At 70.7% G+C, this 23,599-nt stretch carries 19 protein-coding genes; 16 read left to right on the forward strand and 3 right to left on the reverse strand.

Going from position 1 to position 23,599, the window contains the following annotated elements:
* The first annotated feature begins 178 nt into the window (after positions 1 to 178).
* The 9 genes from H4W81_RS27190 (at position 179) to H4W81_RS27230 (ending at position 10,281) form a co-directional block, all read left to right on the forward strand.
* Complete coding sequence (locus H4W81_RS27190; protein ID WP_192777414.1) at positions 179 to 547, forward strand: hypothetical protein; 369 nt, start codon at positions 179 to 181, stop codon at positions 545 to 547.
* Entirely contained in the window at positions 544 to 1,674 is a 1,131-nt protein-coding gene (locus H4W81_RS27195) for a GNAT family N-acetyltransferase (protein WP_192777415.1), read from the forward strand. Before H4W81_RS27190 ends, H4W81_RS27195 begins: the two co-directional genes overlap by 4 nt.
* Positions 1,675 to 1,976: 302 nt before the next feature.
* Positions 1,977 to 2,696 carry a glycosyltransferase family 2 protein gene (locus tag H4W81_RS27200; RefSeq protein WP_318781990.1) on the forward strand — a complete coding sequence of 240 codons (720 nt, stop codon included), beginning with the start codon at positions 1,977 to 1,979 and terminating at the stop codon, positions 2,694 to 2,696.
* A 9-nt stretch (positions 2,697 to 2,705) separates the two neighbouring features.
* Entirely contained in the window at positions 2,706 to 3,719 is a 1,014-nt protein-coding gene (locus tag H4W81_RS27205; RefSeq protein ID WP_192777417.1) for a glycosyltransferase family 2 protein, read from the forward strand.
* On the forward strand, positions 3,716 to 4,519 hold the full coding sequence (locus H4W81_RS27210) for a polysaccharide deacetylase family protein (RefSeq protein ID WP_192777418.1): 804 nt from the start codon (positions 3,716 to 3,718) through the stop codon (positions 4,517 to 4,519). The genes H4W81_RS27205 and H4W81_RS27210 overlap by 4 nt, the downstream gene beginning before the upstream one ends.
* Positions 4,512 to 5,834 (forward strand): lipopolysaccharide biosynthesis protein, encoded by a 1,323-nt coding sequence (locus H4W81_RS27215; RefSeq protein WP_192777419.1) that lies wholly within the window; start codon positions 4,512 to 4,514, stop codon positions 5,832 to 5,834. The genes H4W81_RS27210 and H4W81_RS27215 overlap by 8 nt, the downstream gene beginning before the upstream one ends.
* 8 nt (positions 5,835 to 5,842) lie before the next feature.
* Positions 5,843 to 8,893 (forward strand): hypothetical protein, encoded by a 3,051-nt coding sequence (locus H4W81_RS27220; protein WP_192777420.1) that lies wholly within the window; start codon positions 5,843 to 5,845, stop codon positions 8,891 to 8,893.
* Between the two features lie 40 nt (positions 8,894 to 8,933).
* The gene (locus tag H4W81_RS27225) at positions 8,934 to 9,374 is read left to right on the forward strand and encodes a hypothetical protein (RefSeq protein WP_192781476.1); all 441 of its coding nucleotides are present in this window, start codon (positions 8,934 to 8,936) and stop codon (positions 9,372 to 9,374) included.
* A gap of 100 nt (positions 9,375 to 9,474) precedes the next feature.
* Positions 9,475 to 10,281 (forward strand): SDR family NAD(P)-dependent oxidoreductase, encoded by an 807-nt coding sequence (locus H4W81_RS27230; RefSeq protein ID WP_192777421.1) that lies wholly within the window; start codon positions 9,475 to 9,477, stop codon positions 10,279 to 10,281.
* 10 nt (positions 10,282 to 10,291) lie between these two features.
* On the opposite strand, the gene H4W81_RS27235 is transcribed toward H4W81_RS27230, so the two are convergent.
* Positions 10,292 to 11,407, reverse strand: a complete 1,116-nt coding sequence (locus tag H4W81_RS27235; protein ID WP_192777422.1) for a DegT/DnrJ/EryC1/StrS family aminotransferase — start codon at positions 11,405 to 11,407, stop codon at positions 10,292 to 10,294.
* The gene (locus H4W81_RS27240) at positions 11,404 to 12,423 is read right to left on the reverse strand and encodes a GNAT family N-acetyltransferase (RefSeq protein WP_225958814.1); all 1,020 of its coding nucleotides are present in this window, start codon (positions 12,421 to 12,423) and stop codon (positions 11,404 to 11,406) included. The genes H4W81_RS27235 and H4W81_RS27240 overlap by 4 nt, the downstream gene beginning before the upstream one ends.
* Positions 12,424 to 12,651: 228 nt before the next feature.
* On the opposite strand from H4W81_RS27240, the gene H4W81_RS27245 reads away from it, so the two are divergent.
* The 3 genes from H4W81_RS27245 (at position 12,652) to H4W81_RS27255 (ending at position 15,976) form a co-directional block, all read left to right on the forward strand.
* The gene (locus tag H4W81_RS27245; protein WP_192777424.1) at positions 12,652 to 13,695 is read left to right on the forward strand and encodes a phosphotransferase family protein; all 1,044 of its coding nucleotides are present in this window, start codon (positions 12,652 to 12,654) and stop codon (positions 13,693 to 13,695) included.
* A 41-nt stretch (positions 13,696 to 13,736) separates the two neighbouring features.
* Positions 13,737 to 14,489 (forward strand): SDR family oxidoreductase, encoded by a 753-nt coding sequence (locus tag H4W81_RS27250; RefSeq protein WP_192777425.1) that lies wholly within the window; start codon positions 13,737 to 13,739, stop codon positions 14,487 to 14,489.
* Between the two features lie 182 nt (positions 14,490 to 14,671).
* Positions 14,672 to 15,976 (forward strand): GH39 family glycosyl hydrolase, encoded by a 1,305-nt coding sequence (locus H4W81_RS27255; protein ID WP_318781991.1) that lies wholly within the window; start codon positions 14,672 to 14,674, stop codon positions 15,974 to 15,976.
* Here H4W81_RS27255 and pdxR read toward each other — a convergent pair.
* Positions 15,973 to 17,394: a MocR-like pyridoxine biosynthesis transcription factor PdxR gene (gene pdxR / locus H4W81_RS27260; RefSeq protein ID WP_192777427.1), complete on the reverse strand. Its 1,422-nt coding sequence runs from the start codon at positions 17,392 to 17,394 to the stop codon at positions 15,973 to 15,975. The genes H4W81_RS27255 and pdxR overlap by 4 nt on opposite strands.
* Positions 17,395 to 17,429: 35 nt before the next feature.
* Between pdxR and H4W81_RS27265 the strand changes: the two genes are divergently transcribed.
* The 4 genes from H4W81_RS27265 (at position 17,430) to H4W81_RS27280 (ending at position 23,590) form a co-directional block, all read left to right on the forward strand.
* Complete coding sequence (locus H4W81_RS27265; protein ID WP_192777428.1) at positions 17,430 to 18,065, forward strand: pyridoxamine 5'-phosphate oxidase family protein; 636 nt, start codon at positions 17,430 to 17,432, stop codon at positions 18,063 to 18,065.
* Between the two features lie 65 nt (positions 18,066 to 18,130).
* The gene (locus tag H4W81_RS27270; protein WP_192777429.1) at positions 18,131 to 20,425 is read left to right on the forward strand and encodes a serine/threonine-protein kinase; all 2,295 of its coding nucleotides are present in this window, start codon (positions 18,131 to 18,133) and stop codon (positions 20,423 to 20,425) included.
* Positions 20,426 to 20,566: 141 nt separating this feature from the next.
* Positions 20,567 to 22,228, forward strand: a complete 1,662-nt coding sequence (locus H4W81_RS27275) for a serine/threonine-protein kinase (RefSeq protein ID WP_192777430.1) — start codon at positions 20,567 to 20,569, stop codon at positions 22,226 to 22,228.
* Positions 22,229 to 22,252: 24 nt separating this feature from the next.
* Positions 22,253 to 23,590 carry a protein kinase family protein gene (locus H4W81_RS27280; RefSeq protein ID WP_192777431.1) on the forward strand — a complete coding sequence of 446 codons (1,338 nt, stop codon included), beginning with the start codon at positions 22,253 to 22,255 and terminating at the stop codon, positions 23,588 to 23,590.
* Positions 23,591 to 23,599 lie beyond the last annotated feature (9 nt).

Consider the following 23,599-nt stretch of genomic DNA (forward strand, 5'->3'; position numbering starts at 1 on the left):
GGACCGCTCCCCGTGGCATGCTCTTGACTATGTGTTGAATAACACACGGGAATCTTGGCATGCACGGTAAACCTTGAGCGGTCGCCAGACGTCGGCATTGACGGGCCCGTGGCGTGGTTGATCCCATGAATAATGCGATCAACCGGGCCTTTGCCAGCGAGTAGCCAGGAGTCAGGAGATGGGCAGCAAATGGAGGGCACTCACCTGGGTGCTCGCGGCAGCGTGCATCGCGGGGGCGGTGATCGCGCTCGCCGACATCCAGACGCCGCTGCGCCCGCTTCTGATCTCTCTGTTCCTCTTCGTCGTTCCCGGGGCCGCCGTAGTCGGACTGTTGCGGGATCGTGATCCTCTTGCCGCACTATCAGTAGGAGCTGCGGCAAGTCTCGTTCTTAACGTTCTCCTTGCCCAAGCCATGCTTCTGTTCGACGCATGGTCCCCAAGGGCCGGCGTTGCGACAGTCGCTGTGCTCGCTGGGTTCATGTACGTACTGCGCGTGTTGTATCGGGGGAAGAACATGCAGAGCGAACAGGGGGCGGGACCAAGGTGAACATCTCGATCGTTCGCCCCGGCGAGCTGGGTGAGTCCGAGCGGTCTCGATGGCGGGCGTTGCAGAAGGCGGATCCCTCGCTGGACAACCCCTTTCTCTCCGTCGAGTTCGCGCTGGCCATGGACCGCCTGCGCGACTACGTGCGGGTGGCTGTCATCCACGACGGCGGCTCGATCGCCGGTTTCTTCCCCTACGAGCGCCACAGCTTCGGCATCGGCAAGCCGCTCGGCGGCTTTCTCACCACGTGTCATGGCCTGATCTCGGCTCCCGAGCTGAAGATCGACACGAGGGCCCTGCTCAGGGCCGCGAAGCTGAGCGTCTTCGACTTCGACCACATGGTCGCGGGTCAGCCGACGTTCGCGGCGTTCGAGACCGATGTCCGGCCCGCTCCCATCATGGACCTCACCGCGGGGTTCGACTCCTGGATCGAGCAGGTGAAGTCGAACTCGCCCAAGAACCTGAAGACCGTGCGCTACAAGGAGCGCAAGCTCGGCAGGGAACAGGGCGACTTGCGCTTCGAGTACGCCTCCCCCGATCCCGCCGTGCTGCGCACCCTGCTGAACTGGAAGTCCGACCAGTACCGCAGGACCGGCAGGGTCGACAGGTTCGCCCAGCCGTGGATCGTCGAGCTGATCGACCTGATGCACGCCGGGCGCTCCGACGACTTCGCGGGCGTCCTCACCATGCTCTATGCCGGTGACGTTCCGGTGGCGGGCCACTTCGGTCTGCGCACGGCGACGACGCTGGTCGGCTGGTTCCCGGCCTACGACACCGAGTTCGCGCGCTACTCGCCGGGCATCGTGCACCACCTGCAGATGGCCGAGCACGCGGCGAAGGCCGGGCTGCACGCCGTCGACATGGGCAAGGGCGGCAAGGAGTACAAGGACTGGCTGAAGAGCGGGGTCCTCTACGTCGCCGAAGGACGCGTCTCCCGGCCGTCCGCGACAGCCGCCGTCCACTGGATCGGCAGGACTCCTGTCAACAAGGCGCGAACAATCGTCCTGGATCGACCGTCTCTCTATAGGGTGGCCGACCGCGTGCTGAAGGGATTCGGGCGGGTGCGCACGACCTTGCAGTCCGATTCGCCACCCGACACCGTCGTCAAGGAACCCTCAGGGGCGCGGTAACGCTCCCCACCCTCGCACCAGAAGTAGTAGCAGCAGCACCACCCCAGCACCATCCATTGGCACCCTCACCCCCATTGGACCCTTCATGCACCGTTCGTCACTTCTGCCATTCCCGATGATCCATGGGATCGCGGATGGCCCCGGGTCCGCACGGCAGCAACAGGTCCCGGAAGGATTTTGCGCACCATGAGTCCCGAGATCACCAAGTCCAACGGGAACAAGATCAACGGCTCCGGCCTGCGATCGATGCCGCCGATCGAGCGGTTCACCCACTCACCCCCCATCTGGCCATCTCACCGACGGTGAGCGTGGTGGTCCCGGCGATGAACGAGGCGGAGAACCTGCCCCACGTGTTCGCCACCATTCCCCAGTGGATCGACGAGATCGTGCTGGTCGACGGCAACTCCGTGGACGACACCGTCGCCGTGGCGCGCCGGCTCAGGCCCAACATCAAGATCGTAACGCAGACCGGCAGGGGCAAGGGCGACGCGCTGGCCGCCGGTTTCGCCGCCTGCACGAGCGACATCATCGTCATGATCGACGCTGACGGCTCCACCGACGGCCACGAGATCATCTCCTTCGTGGGCGCGCTCGTCACCGGCGCCGACTTCGTCAAGGGATCGCGCTACATCTCCGGCGGCGGCAGCGACGACCTGACCTTCAGCCGCTACTTCGGCAACAAGGTCCTCACGACTCTGGTGAACATCTTCTACCAGACCAAGTACACCGACCTGTGCTACGGCTACAACGCCTTCTGGGCCAGGCACCTGCCCGTGCTCGACCTCGACTGCGACGGCTTCGAGGTGGAGACGCTGATGAACGTCCGCGCCGCCAAGGCCGGGCTGCGGGTGCAGGAGGTGCCCAGCCACGAGCGCTGCCGCATCCACGGTGAGAGCAACCTGCACGCCGTCCGCGACGGCATCCGCGTGCTCAAGACGATCCTGCGCGAGCGGCGCCGCCGTCCCGCGCGGCCCGTTCCCGAGCCCGCCAGCCGCCCCGCGGCCGACCGGGGCGTGGCGTAAAGGTCGGTCATGAAGAGTTCGGTCGTCATCTGCGTCTACACCGAGGACCGCTGGGAGGACATCAGGCAGGCCGTCGAGTCAGTCGAGCTCCAGCGCCGCCCCGCGCACGAGATCATCCTGGTCGTCGACTACAACCAGGACCTGATGCTCAGGCTCAAGCAGGCCTACCCGCGGGTCGTAAGCGCAGGAGCTCGCCGGGAGAGAGCGACGGAGGAGCCAACGAGCGGCGAAGCGGGCGCGACCACGATACGCGTGGTCGAGAACACCCATGAGAAGGGCTTGTCGGGGGGCAAGAACACCGGCGCCGACGTGGCGACGGGCGACATCGTCGCCTACCTCGACGACGACGCCGTGGCCGATCCCGGGTGGTTGGAGGCTTTGGAGGAGGGCTTCCAGGACCCCGCGGTGGTCGGCGTCGGCGGCAGAACCGAGCCGTTGTGGCAGACGGGACGCCGGCCCCGATGGTTCCCCTACGAGTTCGACTGGACCGTGGGGTGCAGCTACCGCGGCATGCCGGCCGTACGGTCGCCGATCCGCAACGTCATGGGCGGCAATGCCGCCTTCAGGCGTACGGCGGTGGGCGAGGTCGGCGGTTTCCACAGCGGCATCGGACGCAGCGTCCAGGGACGCAAGAGCCGTCCGCTCGGCTGCGAGGAGACCGAGTTCTGCATCAGGCTCTCCCAGCGCAAGCCGGGGGCGGTCATGCTGTTCGAGCCCGCCGCGCTGATCGGGCACAAGGTGCCTGCCCAGCGGGCCACCTTCGGCTACTTCCGCTCCCGCTGCTACGCGGAGGGCCTGTCCAAGGCACTGGTCACACAGAGTGTGGGCACCCAGGACGGGCTGAAGAGCGAGCGGGCGCACGCGCTGAAGGCGCTGCCGCTCGGCGCGCTGCGCGGGCTCGGCGAGGCGGTGCGCGGCGACGTGTCGGGGCTCGGCAGGGCCTTCGCGATCGTCGTCGGGCTGGCCTGGACGACCTGGGGCTACGTGGTGGGTTCCGTACGGCTGAAGCTGGTGCGTTCATGATCCGTGTGCCGATTCTCATGTACCACTCGATCACCGACCGGCCCAACCAGGACACCAAGCCGCACGCGGTGCGCACGGGTGACTTCACCGAGCAGATCGACTACCTCTCGACGCACGGCTTCACCCCGCTCACGGTGGCCGACCTCGTCGCCTCGGTGCACAAGAACAACGGCAGGTCGCTGCCGGAGAAGCCGGTCGTGGTGACCTTCGACGACGGCTACGCCGACTTCCACACCCACGCGCTGCCGGTGCTCGAGCAGTACGCGTTTCCCGCCACGGTCTTCCTGACCAGCGGATGGGTCTCCGACGCGGGCAAGGACGCCGCGGGCAGGCCGCTGGACGACATGCTCAGCTGGAGCCAGGCCCGCGAGATCGCGGGGGCCGGCATCGAGATCGGTGGCCACAGCCACAGCCACCCCCAGCTCGACCAGCTACCCGACGCCGAGCTCCGCCAGGAGCTGCGCAGGAACAAGGGCCTGCTGGAGGACAAGATCGGCGCGCCGGTGGCCACCATGGCCTACCCTTACGGCTACTCCAGCGCGCGGGTGCGCCGCGAGGTGCGCAAGGCCGGCTACTGGGCGGCGTGCGCGGTGAACAACGCCATCGCCGCCGACCGCCACGACCTGCTGGCCATCCCCCGCCTCACCGTCGGTCAGCACACCACCATGAGCATGTTCAGACGCGCGGTCGAGGGCAGCGCGATCCCGCTGATCTACCTGCGGGAGCGCGTGCTCACCAAGGGCTACGCGGTCGTCAGAAGGACGAGGTACGGATTGCAGCGGGTACGCGGGAATGTCTGACCGATCGGTCCTGCAGAAGATCCTGCGAGACCTGCGCAACCCCCTGTTCCGCAACGGCTACGCGCTCATGGCGAACACGGCGATCACCGCCACGCTCGGCATGGGCTACTGGCTGCTGGCCACCCGCTTCTACACGCCCGAGGAGTTCGGCAGCGGCCAGGCGCTCATCACCGCGATGCGCCTGTTCGCCTCGCTGACCGCACTCGGCTTCGTGGGGGCGCTGGCCAGGTTCATCCCGATCTCCGGTCGCCGCACCGCGGAGGTCATCCTGCGGGGGTACGGCCTGGCCGCCGCCACCGGTGGCGCCGCCGCGATCGGCTTCCTGCTGACGCTGCCGATGTGGGGCGAGATCTACGCCGTGCTCGGCGGGCTCGGCCACGGCCTGTTCTTCCTCGGCGCCGTACTGGTCTGGTCGGTGTTCACGCTGCAGGACGTGGCGCTCACCGGGCTGCGCAAGGCCACCTGGGTGCCGGTGAACAACCTGGTGTTCGGCCTGGCCAAGATGGGCCTGCTGGTGGCGCTGGCGGGTTCGCTCCCCGAGGGGGGCATCTTCGTCTCCTGGATGATCCCGACGGCGATCGCGCTGATCCCCGTCAACTTCCTGATCTTCGGCATCCAGGTGCCCAAGCACGTCCGCGAGACCGAGAGCACCGCCCAGCCGCCCAGGCTGCGCGAGATGGGCAGGTTCCTGGCCGGCGACTTCCCCGGCACGCTGTCGATGCTGGCGATCGTCTACCTGGTGCCCGTGCTGATCGCCGCCAGGGTGGGCGAGGCCACCTTCGGACGCTTCTCCATGGCCCACACGCTGGGCTGCATGATCGAGCTGCTCGCCATGAACATGGCGGTCTCGCTGACCGTGGAGGGCTCCTTCGACCGGTCGCGGCTGGCCGCCAACGCCAGGAGGGCGCTGAAACGGGCGCTGATGATCATCACGCCGATCATCGGCGTGGCCTTCCTCGCCGCGCCGCTCATCCTGACCGTCTTCGGCTCCGACTTCGCCACCGAGGGCACGACGCTGCTGCGGCTGATGGCGCTGGCCGTCCTGCCGAGGGTGCTGATCGAGGTCTACCTGAGCTCGCTGCGCGCGCTGGGGAAGGCACGGAAGCTGGCGGTGGTGCAGATCGGGCTCGCGGTGCTGGTGTTGGTGTCGATCATGGCGCTCTTCCCCTTCGTGGGTGTGAACGCCGTGGGGTACGGCCTCCTGCTCAGCGAACTTTTGGTCGCACTGTTGATCTTCAGAAGTCTCCGTAAAATACTCAAGTTCGGCGAAACCGGGCGGCACCGTGTCACCCAGCGGTCGTCTGAGGCCGCATGATGGTCAACGTGAGGCAACCGGCGGGCGATGAGATGACGACGGAGACGACCGGCACGTCCGAGGCATCCGGCGCTTCGGAGGTGGAGGAGGTCAAGGAGTCCGTGGATCCCGAGTTCGATCCCGAGGCCACCGGAGTGATCCCGAAGATCACCCTGCCCGAGAACCCCGAGCCCGATCCCGGGACCGACTCCAAGGCCGAGAAGACCGAAGAGACCGACTCCGACGGCACCGGCTCCGAGCACCCCGGCGATCCCGAGGACTCCGGCCCGACCGAGCCTGAGGCGGCCGACTCTGAGGCGGCCGAGCCTGAGACGGCCGACTCTGAGGCGGCCGAGGTGACCGAGCCCCAAGCGGTCCAGGCCGCGCCCGAGGCGGAGGTCGACTCGCCCGACGAGGCGGGCACGGACGAGGCCGAGGGCACCGTCGAGGGCCCCGAGAGCGCCGCCTCCGGCGAGGAGAGCTCAGCGTCCGACGAGGATCCCGAGAGTCCCGGCGAGAGCACGGCTCCCGTCGAGAATCCGGAGAGCCAGGCGTCCGGCGAGAGTCCGGAGAGCGCGGCGTCCGAACAGAACGACGCGAGCGCTGAGGCACCGGCGGCCGGGGTGTCGGATGACGTGGATGTCGAGGACACCAACCCGGCGCTGCGCCTGCCCGACTTCACTGCCGCCAAGTCCCCGGGCGAAGTCGCCACGGAGATCACCGCCGCCGTACGCCTCCCGACGCCCCCCAAGAGCTCCCCGGGGGCGGCGCCCAGGACACAGCCGCCCACGGAGACGTCGCAGGGGGCCGCGGAGTCGACTGTGGCGCTCCGGCTGCCCGCCTCCGGCTCCGTCAAGATCGGTCACGCCCCCGAGCCGCCCGCCGTACCCGCCGGAAGGCCCCAGGCCCCGCCCCGAGGGAGAGAGACGCGCCTGGCGTCGCTGGTGCGGGGGGCGCCGCGCTGGCTGCCCGTCGTGCTGGTCCTCGAGGGCCTGCTCATGTACGTGCTGGCGCTGCGGGTCTCCCCCGGCCCGCTGCGCGGCGTGGACCCCGCCGACATCGGCGGCCTGGGCCTGATCTCCGCGATGCCGCTGAGCGCGTTCTTCGCGATCGTCATCATGATCGTCTCGTTCTTCGTCACGGTCACCCAGAGCACCGACCGCAAGTTCCTGCTGCTGTTCCAGATCGCCGCGATCACCTTCGCCCTGCACGGCGCGGGAGCGATCGTGGCCGACGAGCCACGCTTCCCCACCGCGTACGTGCACGCGGGATTCGTCGACTTCATCTCCAGGACCGGCGAGACCTCGCCCCAGCTCGACGCCCGTATGGCGTGGCCCGGCTTCTTCGCGCTGTTCGCCTTCGTGGGCAAGGCGGCGGGCATCACCGACTTCACGACGATCCTCAACTGGACGCCGCTGCTGTCGAACCTGCTCTACCTGCTGCCGTTCGTGCTGATCCTGCGCCAGGTGGTGGCCACCACGCGGGCCAGGTGGTTCGCCGCGCTGCTGTTCATCCTGGTGCAGTGGATCCAACAGGACTACTTCTCGCCCCAGGGCTTCACCTTCGCCCTCTACCTGGCGTTCGTGGCGATCCTGCTGCGCTGGTTCGGCGAGGTCGAGCCGCGTACCAAACCGATGCCGCCTAAGGGCCCGGTCCGCAGGCTGCTGGCCAGGCTCGACGCGATGCTGCCCGGCGAGCTGGCCAACACCGGCACCTTCAGGGCCGACAAGCTGCTGATGCTGCTGATGCTGGTCGCGCTGTTCTTCGCCGCGACGGCCTCGCACCAGATCACGCCCTTCATGATGCTGGGCACGCTGACCGCCTTCCTGATCGTCAAGCGCACCTCGCTGACGTGGGCCCTGCCGTTCTTCTTCGGGCTGGTGCTACTGGCCTGGATCAGCTACCAGACCGTGGGGTTCTGGCAGGGCAACATGGAGTCCATCTTCGGCGGCATCGGCAGGCTGCTGGAGAACTTCACCCGCGGCACCGGCGACCGCATCGACGGCAGCGACCCCGTCCACGCCCTGGTGCTGCAGACGCGGCTCGGCATCTGCGCGACGGTCCTGCTGCTGGCCGCGGTGGGGCTGTTCAGGCGACTGCGGCGCGGCGTGTTCGACAGGGCCGCGCTGGTGCTGCTGTGCGTCCCCGTGCTGGCCATGGCCCTGCAGAGCTACGGCGGCGAGATGGGCCTGCGGGTCTACATGTTCATGCTGCCGGGCGCCTGCCTGCTGGCCGCCTACGCCTTCTTCCCCAACCTGCCCGCCGACAGCGAGGACGCCACCGAGGAGACGGTGCCCTTCCGCCAGCGCAACGTCAGGTTCGACCCGCGGACCACCAGGATGATCTCGATCGTCCTGGCCGCCTGCGTCGCGCTCACGCTGTCGATGGCCTTCCTCATCGCCCGCTACGGCAACGAGAAGTTCGAGCGGGTGACCACGGGCGAGGTCGCCGCGATGCGCTACGTCTACGAGCACGACAAGCCGAGCGCGAGAGTGCTGTACCTGGTGCCCAAGATCGGCCCCGAGACGACGCCGATCCTGCCCTGGGGCGAGAAGGACTTCGAGAAGGTCGACTTCACGCAGCAGGCGCTGGTCCACAAGGATCCGGCCGACATCACCGACGCGGTCGCGACGCTCAGGGCCAGTGAGCGCAACACCTTCCTCGCCGTCACCAGGGGGCAGGCCGCCTACCTCCAGCTGAACGAGGGCTTCCCCGCCGACTGGTACGACAGGTTCGTCGCCGCCCTCGACAAGTCCAAGGAGATCAGGAAGGTCTACGCCAACGACGACGCGGCGCTCTACACGTGGAAGAAGTTCGTCAAGGGCACCGAGATCCCCGATCCGCGCTACACGAGCGGGGGGCCGGGCGATCCCAGTTCGCCGTGGGACCTGATAGGCGTGATCGCGCTCGGCGTCACCTGGCTGGCGCTCTTCGCCTACGAGGTGATCCGCCTGCACGGCAGGGACAAGGCGCCCAGGGCCCGCAGGCGGCTGCTCTGGGTGGGCGTGCCCGCCTTCGCGGTGGCCATCGCCGTGGTGGTGGAGCGATTCCTGTACATCGGTCTGAACATGTTCCAGTAAGTCACAGGAAATTCTCAGGTTGCGGGATGATGTCTCCTTGATGTGGAGACCATCTCGCACCTCAGAGGACCGGATCGCCGCGGTGGACGCGCTGCGGGGGTTCGCGCTCCTCGGCATCCTGGTCGTCAACATCGCCTTCATGGCCTCGGGCTACCGCATGAGCGGGCTGCCCGAGCCCGGCTTCGACAGCGGCCTCGACTGGGGCGTGCGACATCCTGCTGCGCGGCGACCCACCAAGATCGTCGCCGCGCACCTGCACGAGCTGTCGCTGATCGTCGTGCTGCGGGTGCTGTTCCAGGCGCCCGCCGTCCTGGCCGCCTGCCTGGTGGGGCTGGCGCTCGGCAAGCGGGCGGCGGCCCTCGTCGACAAGGTGAGCCCTCCGCTGGAAGTGCTCGTCGCCCTCGCCCTCTTCGCCGCGCAGGCCGCCTTCAGCCGCTTGTGGCTGCGCGGCCATACGACGGCCCCGTCGAGTGGTTCCTGAGGGCGCTCACGTATGGGCGGCTCCCGCCGAAACAGGTGCAACCGATCTGAGGTGAGCGGTGTTTCAGGAGTGCACACAGCACGCACTGAGAGGATTCATCATGGATCTGCAGCTTTCCGGCCGCGTCGCGCTCGTCACCGGCGCCTCCAAGGGAATCGGCCTGGCCACCGTCGCCACCCTGCTGGAGGAGGGGGCCAGCGTCGTGGCCGTCTCGCGCAAGAGCAGCCCTGAGCTCGACGCGCTGGCCGGGCCGAGGCTCACGCACGCCGCCGTCGACCTGATGGACCCCGAGGGGCCCGCGACGGCGGTGGAGCGCGCCGTGGAGGTCTACGGCGGACTCGACATCCTGGTGAACAACGCCGGCGGCCCTCCGCCCGGCGTGAAGCTGCCCCGTTTCAGCTTCCTCGCCCCGACCGATGCCGACTGGCGGACGATGTTCGAGTTCAACCTGTTCGCGGTCGTGCGTGCCGTACGGGCGGCCATTCCGCACCTGCTGGCGCGCGGCGGCGGGTCGATCGTCAACGTCACCACCGGCGCCGTCCGTCAGCCCGGCCCGATGAACGTGGACTACCAGGCGGCCAAGGCGGGCCTGCTGAACGTGTCGAAGGCGCTGTCGGAGGAGTACGCGCCGCAGGGCATCAGGGTCAACACCGTGAGCCCCGGCCCGGTCAGGACGGCGTGGTGGACGGAGGAGGGCGGCGCGGCCGACATCCTCGCGGGGGTCACGGGCTCCGACCGCGACAGCGTGATGGACTCGGTGGCGCCCCAGATGATGAACCTGTCCACCGGGCGGCTCGTGGAGCCGCAGGAGGTCGCCGACGTGATCGCCCTGCTGGCCTCGCCGCGCTCGGCGAGCACGACGGGCGCCGAGTTCGCGGTCGACGGCGGGTTCCTCAAGGGCATCTGAGCCCTGCCGGTCAGGCGGGGACGAGATCCCGGAGGACGGGCAGCGCCCGGTGGGCGTAGAGCGGGTCGACGGGCAGCACGTGCGCGGCCCACCACCTGGCCGCGGCCGGCGCGGGCGAGGGCTCGGTGAAGGAGGGCGCGTAGTCGTCGTACGGCGGATCGTAGAGGTAGCCGGTGGCGACGCCGCGCCGTTCGAGCGCGGCGATGGCCCGGTCGCGCTCCTTCACCAGCAGCGGCACCCTGAACAGCGGCTGGTCGAGCTGGTCGAGGACGCCGGCCGCCACGCCCGGCAGCGCGGCGAGGCTCCGCACGCCCGCCAGCCGCCTGGAGCGCTCGCCCTCGACTTTGGCCAGCCTGCGCGACTGGTACCAGCGGGCGAGCGGTCCCCTGCTGGTGCGGTAGGTGTGCAGGTCGGCGCGGACCCATGGGTCGAAGGCGGGCAGCGAGGGCGCCTGGGCCAGGGCGCCGGCCAGCTCGGGGGCGCGCAGGGCGATGCGGTAGCCCTCGCGCTCCTCCTCCATGCCGAGCAGGCGCATCAGCGCCAGCGCGGGGCGGACGAGGTCGAGCCGCAGCGCGACCTGCCTGGCCATCGAGCTGGCCACGCTCACCAGCTCGGCGCGCAGCGCCCCGGGCCGCAGGAGCCTGTCGCGGGCCTGCTCCAGCGCCTTGGCGGTGGCGGCGTCCTGGACGGCCAGCACCCCGCCCGAGCCGGCGCCGGGATGCTTGGAGAGGCTGAACACCCCCGCCTCACCGAACGTGCCCAGCGGACGGCCCGCCACCGTGGTCTCCATCGCGTGGGCGACGTCCTCGATGAGGGTCTTGCCGGCGAACGCCTCGACGTCGTCGGGCAGGCCGTACAGGTTGGTGGTCAGGACCGCGTCGACGGCGGTGAGATCGACCAGCGACGGGTCGATGTTGCCGGTACGGCGGGACAGCGGCGCGATCACCGGGCGCAGGCCGGCCGCGAGCACCAGGAAGAGGATCTCGTCGGCGGAGATCGGCGACATGAGCAGCCGCTGCCCGGGGGAGCAGAAGTGGCGCAGCGTGAGGTAGAGGCCGAGCCGGTTGGACGGCAGCAGCAGGCAGTGGCGACCGGTGCGGGCGGCGAGCGCCCGCTCGGGGCTCACGCCGAGAGGGCCGTGCGCAGCCGGCCGTAGGTCTTCAGCGCCCGGTCGGCCGTCTTGAGCAGCAGCGGGTTGGCCATGACCGCGCCCCGCGCCTTGCGCACGGGGACCCTGAGCATCCAGTGGACGCCGGCGCCCGCGCTGGCCCGCGCCACGCGGCCCTCGGCCACCTGGAGCTCGCCGGTCTTGAGCTTCTCCTTGTACTCCTTCTCTCCCCTGCCCATGTCGATCACTTTGATGCCCGCCGCCGACGCGGCCTCGGCCATGGCGAGGTGGTGGATCAGGCCGGGAGAGAACTTCGCGTAGGCGGTGTCGTAGGCGGGGAACCAGCCGACCAGCGTGGTGCGGGTGCGCAGGCCGAAGTGCCCGGCCATCGGGGCGCCGTCGACGTGGACCATGTCGAGCACGCCGGCGAAGGAGTCGGTCTGGGTGGCCAGCAGGCGCTCGACCAGCTCGACGATCCACCTGATGGCGAACCTGTCGGTGCGGCCCGTGCGGCGGTACTGGTCGGTCTTCCAGCTCAGCAGCGTGCGCAGCGGCTCGGGGTCGGTGGTGGCGTAGTCGTGGCGCAGCGGACCCACGTCACGCTGCAGCTTGCGCGACTTGGCCAGCGTGCTCTTGTAGGTCTTGCCGGAGTTGGATTTGAGGAAGTCGGTGTAGGCCGGCCAGCCGTCGCCGAGGTCGATGATCGGCGAGGGATGCAGGGTGTGCCGCTCGGCCAGCAGGGGCTGCCCCGCCACCAGGTGGTCGAACTCGAAGACGCCGAGGCCGCAGGCCCTGATCAGCGTCTGCGCGTCGATCTCCGCGTCCTTCGCGTGGACCAGGCCCTGGGCGTCGGTGAGACCGGCGGCGACCGGCCTGCCGATGCCGAGCGGGTGCCGTTCGAAGGGGAAGAAGCCGACCACTTCGCCGCCGTCCTCGACGACGGCCACGCGGGTCTGTTCACGCAACTCGCCCACCGTGATCGTGAACTCGGGCGAGAGGAAGGGATTGTCGAAAGCGGCGTCTGCCTCCTGCAAGGCCCGCCAACGGGTCACTTCCGGTCGCCCCAGGTCTCGGGGATGAACAAGCGTGATGCGCATGAGCTCCTACTGGGGTGTGCGGTTCCCCCATCGCCGGGCCGACATGTGCACGGCGACGTACAGCCACGTTAAAGGATGCGGGGAGGTGGGGGATCACGATGCGGCGCAAATTTAGGGAACTCTAATTTTGGCAGGGCGAACCGAATCGAGTTCTAATGGGGTCCCATGACGGTACCTGGCATTGACTGGCCGCGGCTGGTCGCGTGGATGGGCGCGCACGTCCCCTCGGAGGGCGAGCCCGTCTCCGTGTCGCTGATCTCCGGCGGCAGATCCAACCTGACATATCTGGTGGAGACGACCGGGCGACGCGTGGTCCTGCGCCGTCCTCCGCTCGGCCACGTGCTGCCCACCGCCCACGACATGCGCCGCGAGTGGCGGGTGATCTCCGCCCTGCACGGCACCCCGGTACCGGTCCCCGAGCCGGTGGCCTTCTGCGCCGACGAGGAGGTGATCGGCGCGCCGTTCTACCTCATGGGGTACGTCGAGGGCGCCGCCGTCCGCAACAGGCAGGAACTCGCCACGCCCGGGCCGGAGGAGACGCGGCGGCTGTCGCAGCGACTGGCCGAGGTGCTCGCCGAGATCCACGCCGTCGACTACCGCGCGGCCGGGCTGTCCGACTTCGGCCGTCCCGACGGGTACATGGCGCGGCAGCTCGAGCGCTGGTGCCAGCAGTGGGAGCGGTCGGCCGACCGGCAGGAGCCCGCCTACGACCGGCTCGTCGCCAGGCTGCGCGCCCGTCTGCCCGCCACCCCGGCCGCCGCACCGGCCGCCACGCTGGTGCACGGCGACTACCGGCTCGACAACACGCTCGTCAGGGCCGATCCGCCCGAGATCCTCGCGGTCGTCGACTGGGAGATGTCCACGCTGGGCGACCCGCTGGCCGATCTCGGCCTCACGCTGACCTACTGGCACGATCGCGGCGACGACGAGCGCGCGTCGATCCCGGTGGCCGGCGACGTCACGCTCGCCCCCGGCTTCCTGTCCGCCGCCGAGTTCTCCGCCCACTACGCCAAGGTCTCCGGCAGGGACCTCGCCGACCTGGATTTCTACGTGGCCTTCGGCAACTTCAAGCTCGCGGTGATCGTGGAGGGTATCCACGCCCGGTTCCGGCAGGGTAAGACCGTGGGTGAGGGGTTCGAGCGTATCGGCGGCGCCGTGCCCACCCTGATCGCCCGCGCCCACCGCACGCTCGACGACGGCACCGCCTGACCCCTCCCCGCGGAAGCGGACGACCCACAAGGAGAGACCCGATGAGCAGTGTGGTTCTCATCACCGGAGCGGCCAGCGGCATCGGCGCCGCCGTCGCTCGAAGGATGGCGACGGGCGGGGCGCGCTGCGTGCTCCTCGACCGCGACGAGGCGGGCGTCGAGCGCATGGCCAAGGAGGTCGGCGGCGTCTGGCTGGCCGGCGACGTCAGCGAGCGCGATACCTCGCTCCGCGCGGCCGAACTGGCCAGGGAGAGCTACGGCAGGCTCGACCTGGTCCACCTCAACGCGGGCATCTCCAGCGGCGTCGACCTGGCCGACTTCGACCTCGACCAGTACCGCACCGCCATGGGCGTCAACGTGGACGGCGTCGTCTTCGGCGTCGAGGCCACCGTGCCGCTGCTGCGGAGCTCGGGCGGCGGCGCGATCGTCGTCACGGCCTCCCTCGCCGGGCTCGTCGGCTTCGACGGCGACCCGATCTACACGATGACCAAGCACGCGGTCGTCGGTCTGGTCAGGGCGCTGGCCGTGCCGCTGGCCCGCGACGGCATCAGGATCGGCGCCGTCTGTCCCGGCTTCACCGACACCCCGCTGGTCGCCTCGCAGCGCGAGCTGTTCCTCGGCGCGGGCTTCCCGTTGCTCACCGCCGAAGACGTCGCGAGCGCCGTGGAGTCCGCCTTCTACGCCGAGGAGCCGGGCACGCTGCTGGTCGTTCAGCCTGGCCGGGCACCTGTTCCCTACCGTTATGCTGGCGTGCCCGGCCCGGCCGGGGGACAAAGGCCGCCGAATCCCAGCTAACCCCTAGTGCAAGATTCAAGTGTTCTGCAAACCTTGCGGTTACCTTGGAGATGCGCCGGGCTTCAAAGACCCGGCTTCGTCATGTGGAACGCTACAGGAGGATTCCGGTGATACCGACGAACGGCCGTCACGCGCAGAGGCGTTCCCCGTGGCCGATCGCTCTGGCAGCCGGAATCGTCGCGGTGGCGCTAGTCGCCGGCATCATGATCTACGCGGGCAACCGGAACAGCGCCTCCGGCGAGCCCGCCACGATCCCGCCCACGCAGGCCGCCCCCACGCTTAACGCGCCGCCCCCCACGCAGGACTGGCCGCGCTGGGGCGTGACCCACACGCAGTACAGCGCCGACCAGGACACGCCCGAGGTCCGTGAGGCCGCCGTCGGCATCCTCGCCCGCGAGCCGATGCTGCAGAACCAGCACATCATGGGCTGGGGCGCGGGCAACCCCGAGCCGAGCCCCGGCAAGTACGACTTCCGCGACCTCGACCGCCGCATGAAGATGATGTCGGACTCCCGGTCGATCCCCGTCATCACGCTGTGCTGCGCCCCCGACTGGATGAAGGGCGGCACGGCGGGCCGTACCGACTGGGCGAAGAACCACACCACCGCGCCCAGGCGCGAGCACTTCGACGACTACGCCAAGCTGGCCGCGACCGTCGCGAAGCGCTACCCGACCGTGAAGCACTTCATGGTGTGGAACGAGTTCAAGGGCTTCTGGAATCAGGCCACCAACAGGTGGGACGCCGAGGCGTACACCGAGCTGTACAACAAGGTCTACGACGCGCTCAAGAAGGTGAACCCCGAGATCAAGGTCGGCGGGCCTTACGTGCCGATCGACCACCACGATCCCACGATCGGCACCTCGGAGGTCAGCGGGCCGTGGGGCGTGGTCGACCAGCGGGTGCTCGACGCGATCGAGTACTGGCTCGAGAACAAGAAGGGCGCCGAGTTCGTCGTCATCGACGGCGCCACGATGACCAAGGAGCAGCAGCAGCCCCTGCCGGACGAGTTCGCCGCGACGGCGAAGTTCTCGGCGATCACGACGTGGCTGCGCCAGAAGAGCGGCGACCTGCCGGTGTGGTGGGCCGAGTACTACGTCGAGCCGGAGAACACCGGCTGGAGCGAGGAGAAGGTGGCCGCGGTCCAGGCCACCGCGATGATGGAGTTCGCCAAGAGCGGCGTCACCACCGCCCTGTACTGGAACCCGCAGAAGAAGCCGGCCGGTGAGTGCCACGGCTGCCTCTGGGTGCCCGGGCGCGGCGCCGAGATGCCGATGGCGGGGCTGCTCAGCGGGTTCGTCAAGTGGTTCCCGACCAACGCGAGGCTGGAGCAGGTGGTCACGAGCGACCCGAAGGTGCGCGTGCTGGCCCAGCCGAACCAGATGGTGATGGTCAACACCACCGACGCCGACCTGACCGCGACCGTCGACGGCAAGGCGTTCACGTTCAAGCCTTACGAGATCAAGTGGAGCCAGCGGGCCCGCGCCTAGGACGCGGCGGCGATCAGCTCGGCGAGGATCTGGCAGCCGCGCCGCACGTCGGGCAGTGCGGCCGAGCCGTACCCGATGACCAGACCGTGCACCTGCGACTCGGCGTGGTGATGACGGACCGTGGTGTCCAGCAGGACGCCGCGGGAGGCGGCCGCGCTCACGATCCCCCGCACCTCGGACGGCGGTAGCTCGGCCAGGACGTGCAGCCCCGCGGTGTCGCCGCGCAGGCGGCAGACCGGGCCGAGGATCTCGACCACGGCGGCGCGGCGGCGGGCATACTCCAGCCGCATCCGGCGCAGGTGCCGGTCGAGGTCCCCGCGCTCCAGCAGGGTCGCGACCGCCTGCTGGACAGGACCGCTGGTGCGGTCGGACAGGTCCTGGCGAATCTCGGCGATCCTGCTCAGCAGCGCGGGCTCGCCCACGAGCCAGCCCACGCCCACGTCCGGGGCCAGCGACTTCGACAGCGTGCCGAGCAGCACCACCCGCGACGGGTCGAGGCCGTAGAGGGCGGGCAGCGGGGCCACGTCGTAGCGGAACTCGGCGTCGTAGTCGTCCTCGACCACCATCGCCCCGGTACGCCGCGCCCAGGCCAGCAGCCGTTCCCTGCGCGGGATGGGCAGGCGGCCGCCCATCGGGTACTGGTGGGCGGGGGTGGTGTAGAGGACCCGCAGGTCCGAGGGGAGCCCGGAGACGATGACGCCGTCCTCGTCCACGGGGCAGGGCACGATCGTGGCGCCCCTGGCCGCGAAGACGTTGCGGGCCACGCGGTAGCCGGGGTCCTCCACCCCCGCCCTCGCGCCGGGCCCGAGGAGAGCGAGGGCGACCAGGTCGAGGCCGTTGCCGGTGCCCCTGGTGACCAGGATGTTCTCCGGGCCGACCGCGATCGCCCTGGACCTGCGCAGGTGCCCGGCGAGCAGCTCGCGCAGGCGGGGCAGGCCGTAGGGGTCGGGATCGTCGCCGGGCGGCAGGTCGGCGGCCTTGCGCCAGGCCCGCTTCCACGCGGCCGCGTCGTAGTCCTTGACCCACGGCTCGCCCGGCGTGAGGTCGATCAGCGGCGCGGCCCGCCGTACCGGCTCGGCCACGGGCGGGGCGGGCGTCTGACGGGCGGGTGGCGCGGCGTCGGTGGACAGGTCGGCCACGAAGGTGCCTGAGCCGTGCCTGCCATCCAGCCACCCCTCCGCGTAGAGCTGCTGGTAGGCCTCGGTGACCACGGTACGGCTGACGCCGAGCTGCGCGGCCAGCCCCCGCGAGGACGGCAGGCGGGTCCCCGCGGTGAGCGCGCCCGCCCGCATGGCCTCGCGCAGCCAGTCGCCCAGCTGGACGGAGAGGGGCAGCGCCGAGTCCCTGGACAGGGAGACGGGAAGGTCGATGAGCGTGCGCAAGGAAGTGGTCCCCGAGAAGCGGTTATTAGTGGACATTAACGACAGGTCCACTATCTCAATACCGTGACAGCATGCTCTCCACCACACCCCGCACGACGCTCGGCCGCGAGAAGCACCGCGGCAGCACCGACAGGAACGATCTCTACGAGGTGCTCGACACCGGGCTCATCTGCCATCTGGGCGTGGTGGTGAACGGTCACCCGATGGTCGTGCCCACGGGCTACGGCCGCATCGGCGACACCCTCTACCTGCACGGCTCCACCGGCGCCCGGTCGCTGCGCGCCGGACAGGGCAGCCAGGTCTGCGTGACCGTCACCCATCTCGACGGTCTCGTGCTGGCGCGCTCGGTCTTCAACCACTCCGTCAACTTCCGCTCGGCCATCATCTACGGCGAGGCCAGGCTGGTGACCGACGAGCAGGAGCGCCTGGACGGGCTGCGCGCGCTGACCGAACAGCTGGCCCCCGGTCAGTGGGACTACGCGAGGCGGCCCACCCGCAAGGAACTGGCGGCCACAGCGGTTCTGGCCCTGTCGCTGGAGGAGGCGTCGGTGAAGCTGCGCGCGGGCGCCCCCGAGGACGAGAAGGAGGACTACGCGCTGCCCATCTGGGCCGGGGTGCTGCCGATGGTCTCGTCGTGGGGCGCCCCGGTGCCCGATCCGGCCCTTCCACCGGGCATCGCGACACCTGCCCATATTCGGGACCGTTGACAGCAAACCAGGGCGCCCGTTCAGTCGTCTCATCAGGTGGGCCACACTCCTGATGGGAGAGCGCCATGGCATGGAGCGTCCCCGGCTACACCGAGGTGCGCCAGCTCGGCTCGGGCGGCAGCGGCAGGGTCGTCCTCGCCGTGCACGACGACACGGGCGCCGACGTCGCGATCAAGTACCTCTCCGAGCGCGTACGGCACGAGCCGGGGGCGCTGGCCGCCTTCCGGGCGGAGGCGGAGCTCCTGACCACGCTGGTGGACCCGCATATCGCCAGGATGTGGGAGTACGTCCAGGAGCCCGAGGGCGCCGCGATCGTCATGGAGCTGGTCAACGGCGTCTCCCTGCGGGCGCTGCTGCGCGAGAACGGCACGACGGGCCCCGAGGCGGCGCTCGTCGTGCTCAAGGGGTCGCTGCTCGGCCTGGAGCGGGCGCACATCGCGCATCTGGTGCACCGCGACTACAAGCCGGAGAACGTGATCGTCAGGGACGACGGGATCAGCAAGCTCGTCGACTTCGGCATCGCCGTCCGGCACGGCACGGCCACGCGGGCCACGGGCACCCCGCCCTACATGGCGCCCGAGCTGTGGTCGGGCCGGCCCGCCTCCCCCGCGACCGACGTCTACGCGGCCACGGTCGTCTTCTTCGAGTGCCTGACGGGACACCGGCCCTACCGCTCGACCGAGTCGCACGTGCTCGGCTACCAGCACCTGTACGCGCCCGTCCCGATCCATGACGCCCCGGAGGAGATGCGGGAGCTGATCGGGCGCGGGCTGGCCAAGGATCCCGCCGAGCGTCCGCCGAGCGCGGCGGCGTTCGTGGCCGAGGTGGAGGCGGCCGCGGTGGCGGCCTACGGGGAGGAGTGGGAGGAGCGGGGCAGGCGGCGGCTGGCCGCGCTCGTCGGCCTGCTGGCGTTCCTGCTGCCGCTGCCCGAGCCGCCGCCGCCCGCCGCGGGCTCCACGTTCTTCCGCACGGTCTTCGACGCCGCGCGGCGCAACGGCAGGCGGCTGCTGATGGGCACCACGGCGACGGTCGCCGCGGCGGGGGCCGCGGTGTACGTGCTGGCCAGTGCCGAGCCGCCGCCCGCGACGACGGTCGACGCGGTGGCGGCGGCGCCGTCCCTCACGCCCGAGCTGCCCAGCCCCGCCTCGGTGCCCTCCGAGAGCGCCGAGGCTGGCGGCCGAGGCGGCACGGAACCCGGCGGAGAGCCCGGCGGGGCGACGACCTTACCGCCAGGGCCCGCGACCACCCCGACCGTCCCGCCCCCTACCGCGAAGCCGCCCACCACCGCGCCTCCCACAACCGCGCCTCCCACCACGAAGCCTCCCACCACGAAGCCTCCGACGGTCACGCCGACGCCGTCGCCCAGGCCGCCGACCGCGGTGTCGGCGCTGGACGTCGGCGGGCTCACCGTCGGCGCCGACGCCGTGGCCGCCGCGACCGTCTCCCTCCGCACCACCGGCACGGACGCCGTCACGGTGACGGCCCGCTTCGCGGTCGACGGCGAGGTCGTGCGCACCGCCACCAGCCGGGTGCGCGGCGCCGTGTCCTACACCCGCTCCTTCAGCCACGGCCTCGGCGAGCGGGCGTGCGGCAGGACCGTCACGCTCACGGTGTCCACCTCGCCGGCCGCCCCCGGCGGCGCGAAGAGCGTCAGCGCGGCCGTCCCCGCGTGCCCCACGCGGGTGACGGGCCTGCGCGTCTCGCTCGACCTGGCCAAGGCGCCAGGCAGGGCCGTGACGGCACGGGTCTTCGTGGCGACCAGCGGCACGGGCCAGGTCGGGATGCGGGCCTTCGTCGCGCTCGACGGGGAGCGGGTGGCCACCACGTCCGCCTCGCTGTCCGGCCGTGACAGCTACACCAGGGACGTCACCCACACCTTCGCCCAGCGTCCGTGCGGGAGGACGGTGACGGTGACCGTCAGGGCCGGCGGCAGGCAGGCCACCGCCAGGACCGGGGTGCCGTGCGAGGCCGCGGTGCGGCGGGTCTCCATCGCCCGCGCCTCGCTCGACGCCCGCGGTCGGGCGACCGCCATCGTGACCGTCGCGACCACGACCACCCAGCCGGTACGGCTCAGCGTGACCTACACCCTCGCCGGACGCGTCCAGCACACCGAGTCGCTCGACCTGTCGGGACAGACCGCCTACACCAGGACGGTCGCCTTCACGTTCGCCAAGGCGCCGTGCGGATCGGCCTGGGGCGTGACGGTCGCGACCGCCCCCTCGGCGGCCAACGGGAGCGACTCCGGCGGCGGCACGACCCCCGCCTGCCGGCCGCAGGTCGAGACCGAGAGTCCAAAACCGGACGATTCACAGCAAGATACCGAAAATATCAACCCTGATCTTGGTCTGGACCGTTACTAATGAGAAACGTGCGTAATGGACCGCATCCGAACATATGACCTTGTCCCACCGCCTTTCGGCGGTTCCCACCGCACGTTTCTCATTAGTAAGCTACGCTCCGTCTGATGTGGGTGGGGGCCCAGATAGATCCGAGGTGGTCTGATGGACCGGTGGGGGGTCCCCGGTTATACCGAGATACGTGAGCTGGGCACCGGAGCCTCAGGGCGGGTGGTCCTGGCTCGACGCGATCACGACGGCGTCGAGGTCGCGATCAAGTACCTGTCCGACCGGCTGCGCGACGACGTCGGCTTCGTGGCCAGGTTCCGGCACGAGGCGCGGCTGCTGGGCAGCATGCGCAGCCCGCACAACGTCCGCCTGATCGGGTACGTCGAGGACGGCCAGGGCACGGCGATCATCATGGAGCTGATCAGCGGCGTCACGCTGCGCGCCCTGATCGACTCCGAGGGGCCGACGGGTCCCGAGGCCGCGCTGGCCGTGCTCAAGGGCTCCCTGCAGGGGCTGGCGGCGGCGCACGCGATCGGCGTGGTCCACCGCGACTTCAAGCCCGAGAACGTGATGGTCCAGGGCGACGGCAGCAGCAAGCTGGTCGACTTCGGCATCGCGGTGCGGCAGGGCGAGGGCGTCAACGCCGCGGGCACTCCCGCCTACATGGCCCCTGAGCAGTGGTCGGGCGGCCCCGCCTCGCCCGCGGGCGACGTCTACGCCGCGACGATCGTGTTCTTCGAGTGCCTCACCGGCATGCGGCCCTTCCGCGCCACCACGGTCCCCGCGCTGGCCAGGCAGCACCACGCCACGCCGCCGCCGATCGAGGAGGTGCCGGAGGCGTTGCAGCCGCTCGTCGAGCGGGGCCTGTCCAAGCATCCGGTGGAGCGACCGCCCTCGGCCGAGGCCTTCCTCTCCGAGCTGGAGAGCGTGGCGGCGCGGGCCTATGGTCTCGACTGGGAGGAGCGGGGCAGGCGGCGCCTGGCGCGGCTGGCCGGGCTGCTGCTCGTGCTCTTCCCCGGGGCGCCGGAGGAGCCGGCCGACACCGGCACGTCGCTGGCCGAGACGGAGTTCGCCGAGCCGCGGAGCCTGCTGGCCAGGCTGGGCATGAAGACGCTGGTCGGCATCGGGCTGGTGGCGGTGATCGGCACGGTCACCACCGTGCTGCTCACCTCGGGCGACGACGATCCCGCGCTGCGGGCGCAGACCTCGCCCTTGACCCCGAGCGCCCCGACGTCGCTGATCGAGGCGCCCTCCCCGTCGGAGTCCGTCTCGGCGGAGCCGACGCAGGAGGAGCCGTCCGCCGAGACGACGCCCACGGCCACCACCACGGCCACCACCACGGCGCCGACACCGTCGGTGGCCGCCGTGTCGCCGACCACCGCCACGCCCACTCCCAGCCCGTCGAAGCGGCCGATCAAGGCATCGCCCCGGCCGCCGCGTCCGAAGGCGACCAGGACGCCGTCGCCGACGCCCACGCCTGACGAGTCGTTGCGCGGCAGGGCGGACAACGATCCGCCGGCCTCGCCGTCCCGCACGCCGTCGGAGCCCGCGACGACCTCGGCCGCGCCCCCTCCTCCCCCGCCGTCGACGGCGTCGAGCAGCGCCAGCGCGAGTCCGACCTCCGACACCGAGAGTCCCGACACCGAGACGCCACGGGAGACCGACACCGAAGGAGCGAGGGTCACCGAGAGCCCGGCTGACGTGCTCGCGCAGGCGCCCGCCGCGCTGCTCGCGCTCGGGCTCGTGACGTCGGGCGCGGTTCCGGTCACACTGGCGGTGAAACGCCGCGTCGCGGGGCGGCACAGGAGAAAGAGCTGACGGGGGCGAGCGACCGGGGGACGCATGAGCATGATCGCCGGTTTCCTGCTCTCCGAGCGGGCCAGGGCGAGCGAGCTGGGCACGTGGGTGGAGGCGACGGGCCCAGACGGCCGTGGGGCGGGCGCCCTGCGGTTCGATCCCGACCTGCTGCTCACGCCGGGCGCGCGCGACCGCCTCGTGCAGGCCGTGGTCGTCGACCGCAGGCTGGCCGAAGGCGGCATGGCGGGGTTGGTGCCGATCGCCGACCTGGTGATGGCGGGGGAAGAGGTGTGGCTGCTGGCCGCCCACGCGGTCTCGCCCACGCTGTCGGAGCTGCTGAGCGCGCCCGCGATGGATCCGGCCAGCGCGGCGGCGGTGCTGGTGGAGAGCGCCCAGACGCTCGCCGCCCTGCACGCGGCGGGCGTGGCGCACGGCTCCTTCCACCCCGGCACCGTGCTGATCGCCGGGGACGGGGCCACGCTGCTGGGCGAGCGCGGGCTGGCTGACGCGATCAGGGGATTACCCCCGGCGCCTGAACGCGACGTCGCCGCCTGGGCCGCGCTGGCCAGGGGGCTGGCCGCCACCTGGGCCTCGGGCGCGCAGGGCGCGGCCGAGCTGTTCGAGCGCGCGGCGGCCACCGCCACCACCCACGGCCTTCCCGCGGCCAGGGACGGACTGCTGGCGGGGCGTGACGCGCTGCCGGGCGGGCTCATCAGCCGCGATCTGCTCGCCGAGAGCGCCCGCCGGTGGTCGTCGCCCGCCTCTCCCGGGAGCGCCGGCCCGCCGGACAGGGACGAGGGCGACATCGTCACGATGCTGAGAGCCCCCGAACCCACGCGGGAGCCCGTGCACGTCGGTCCCGGCGTCACCCCGGCCGCCACCCGCGGCCAGACCACCGCGGAGAAGATCTGGCGGGAGGGCGCCGGGCCCGCGGCCCCCTCCGCGTACGGCATGCGCGCGAAGCGGGCCGCCAGGGCCAGGCGCCGCAGGACCATCGTCTCCGCCGCGGTGTTCGCGCTGGTCGTCGCGGGCGCGGTGCTGGCGTGGTTCTCGGTGCGCTCCACGACCGGCCTGGTGGTGCGGGAGGCAACGGTGAGCGCGCCCAAGACGCTGGGCTGCCGCAAGACGGCGACGATCACCGGCAGCCTGGTCACGAACGGCGAGGCGGGCAGGGTCACCTTCCAATGGCTGCGCAGTGACAGGAAGGAGCCCATCGAGCAGACCGAGACCGTGCCGTCGGGCACGACCACCCACACCGTGCAGCTGAGATGGACGGTGAAGGGGGAGGCGACGGCCAAGCTCACGGCGCGCCTGCGGATCGTGTCGCCCGTCCCCGAGGGGGAGAAGATCGAGGATAAAGCGACATTCACCTATAAGTGCTGATCTACCCAC

Origin of the sequence: Nonomuraea africana (assembly GCF_014873535.1) — a bacterium.
Taxonomy (GTDB): domain Bacteria; phylum Actinomycetota; class Actinomycetes; order Streptosporangiales; family Streptosporangiaceae; genus Nonomuraea; species Nonomuraea africana.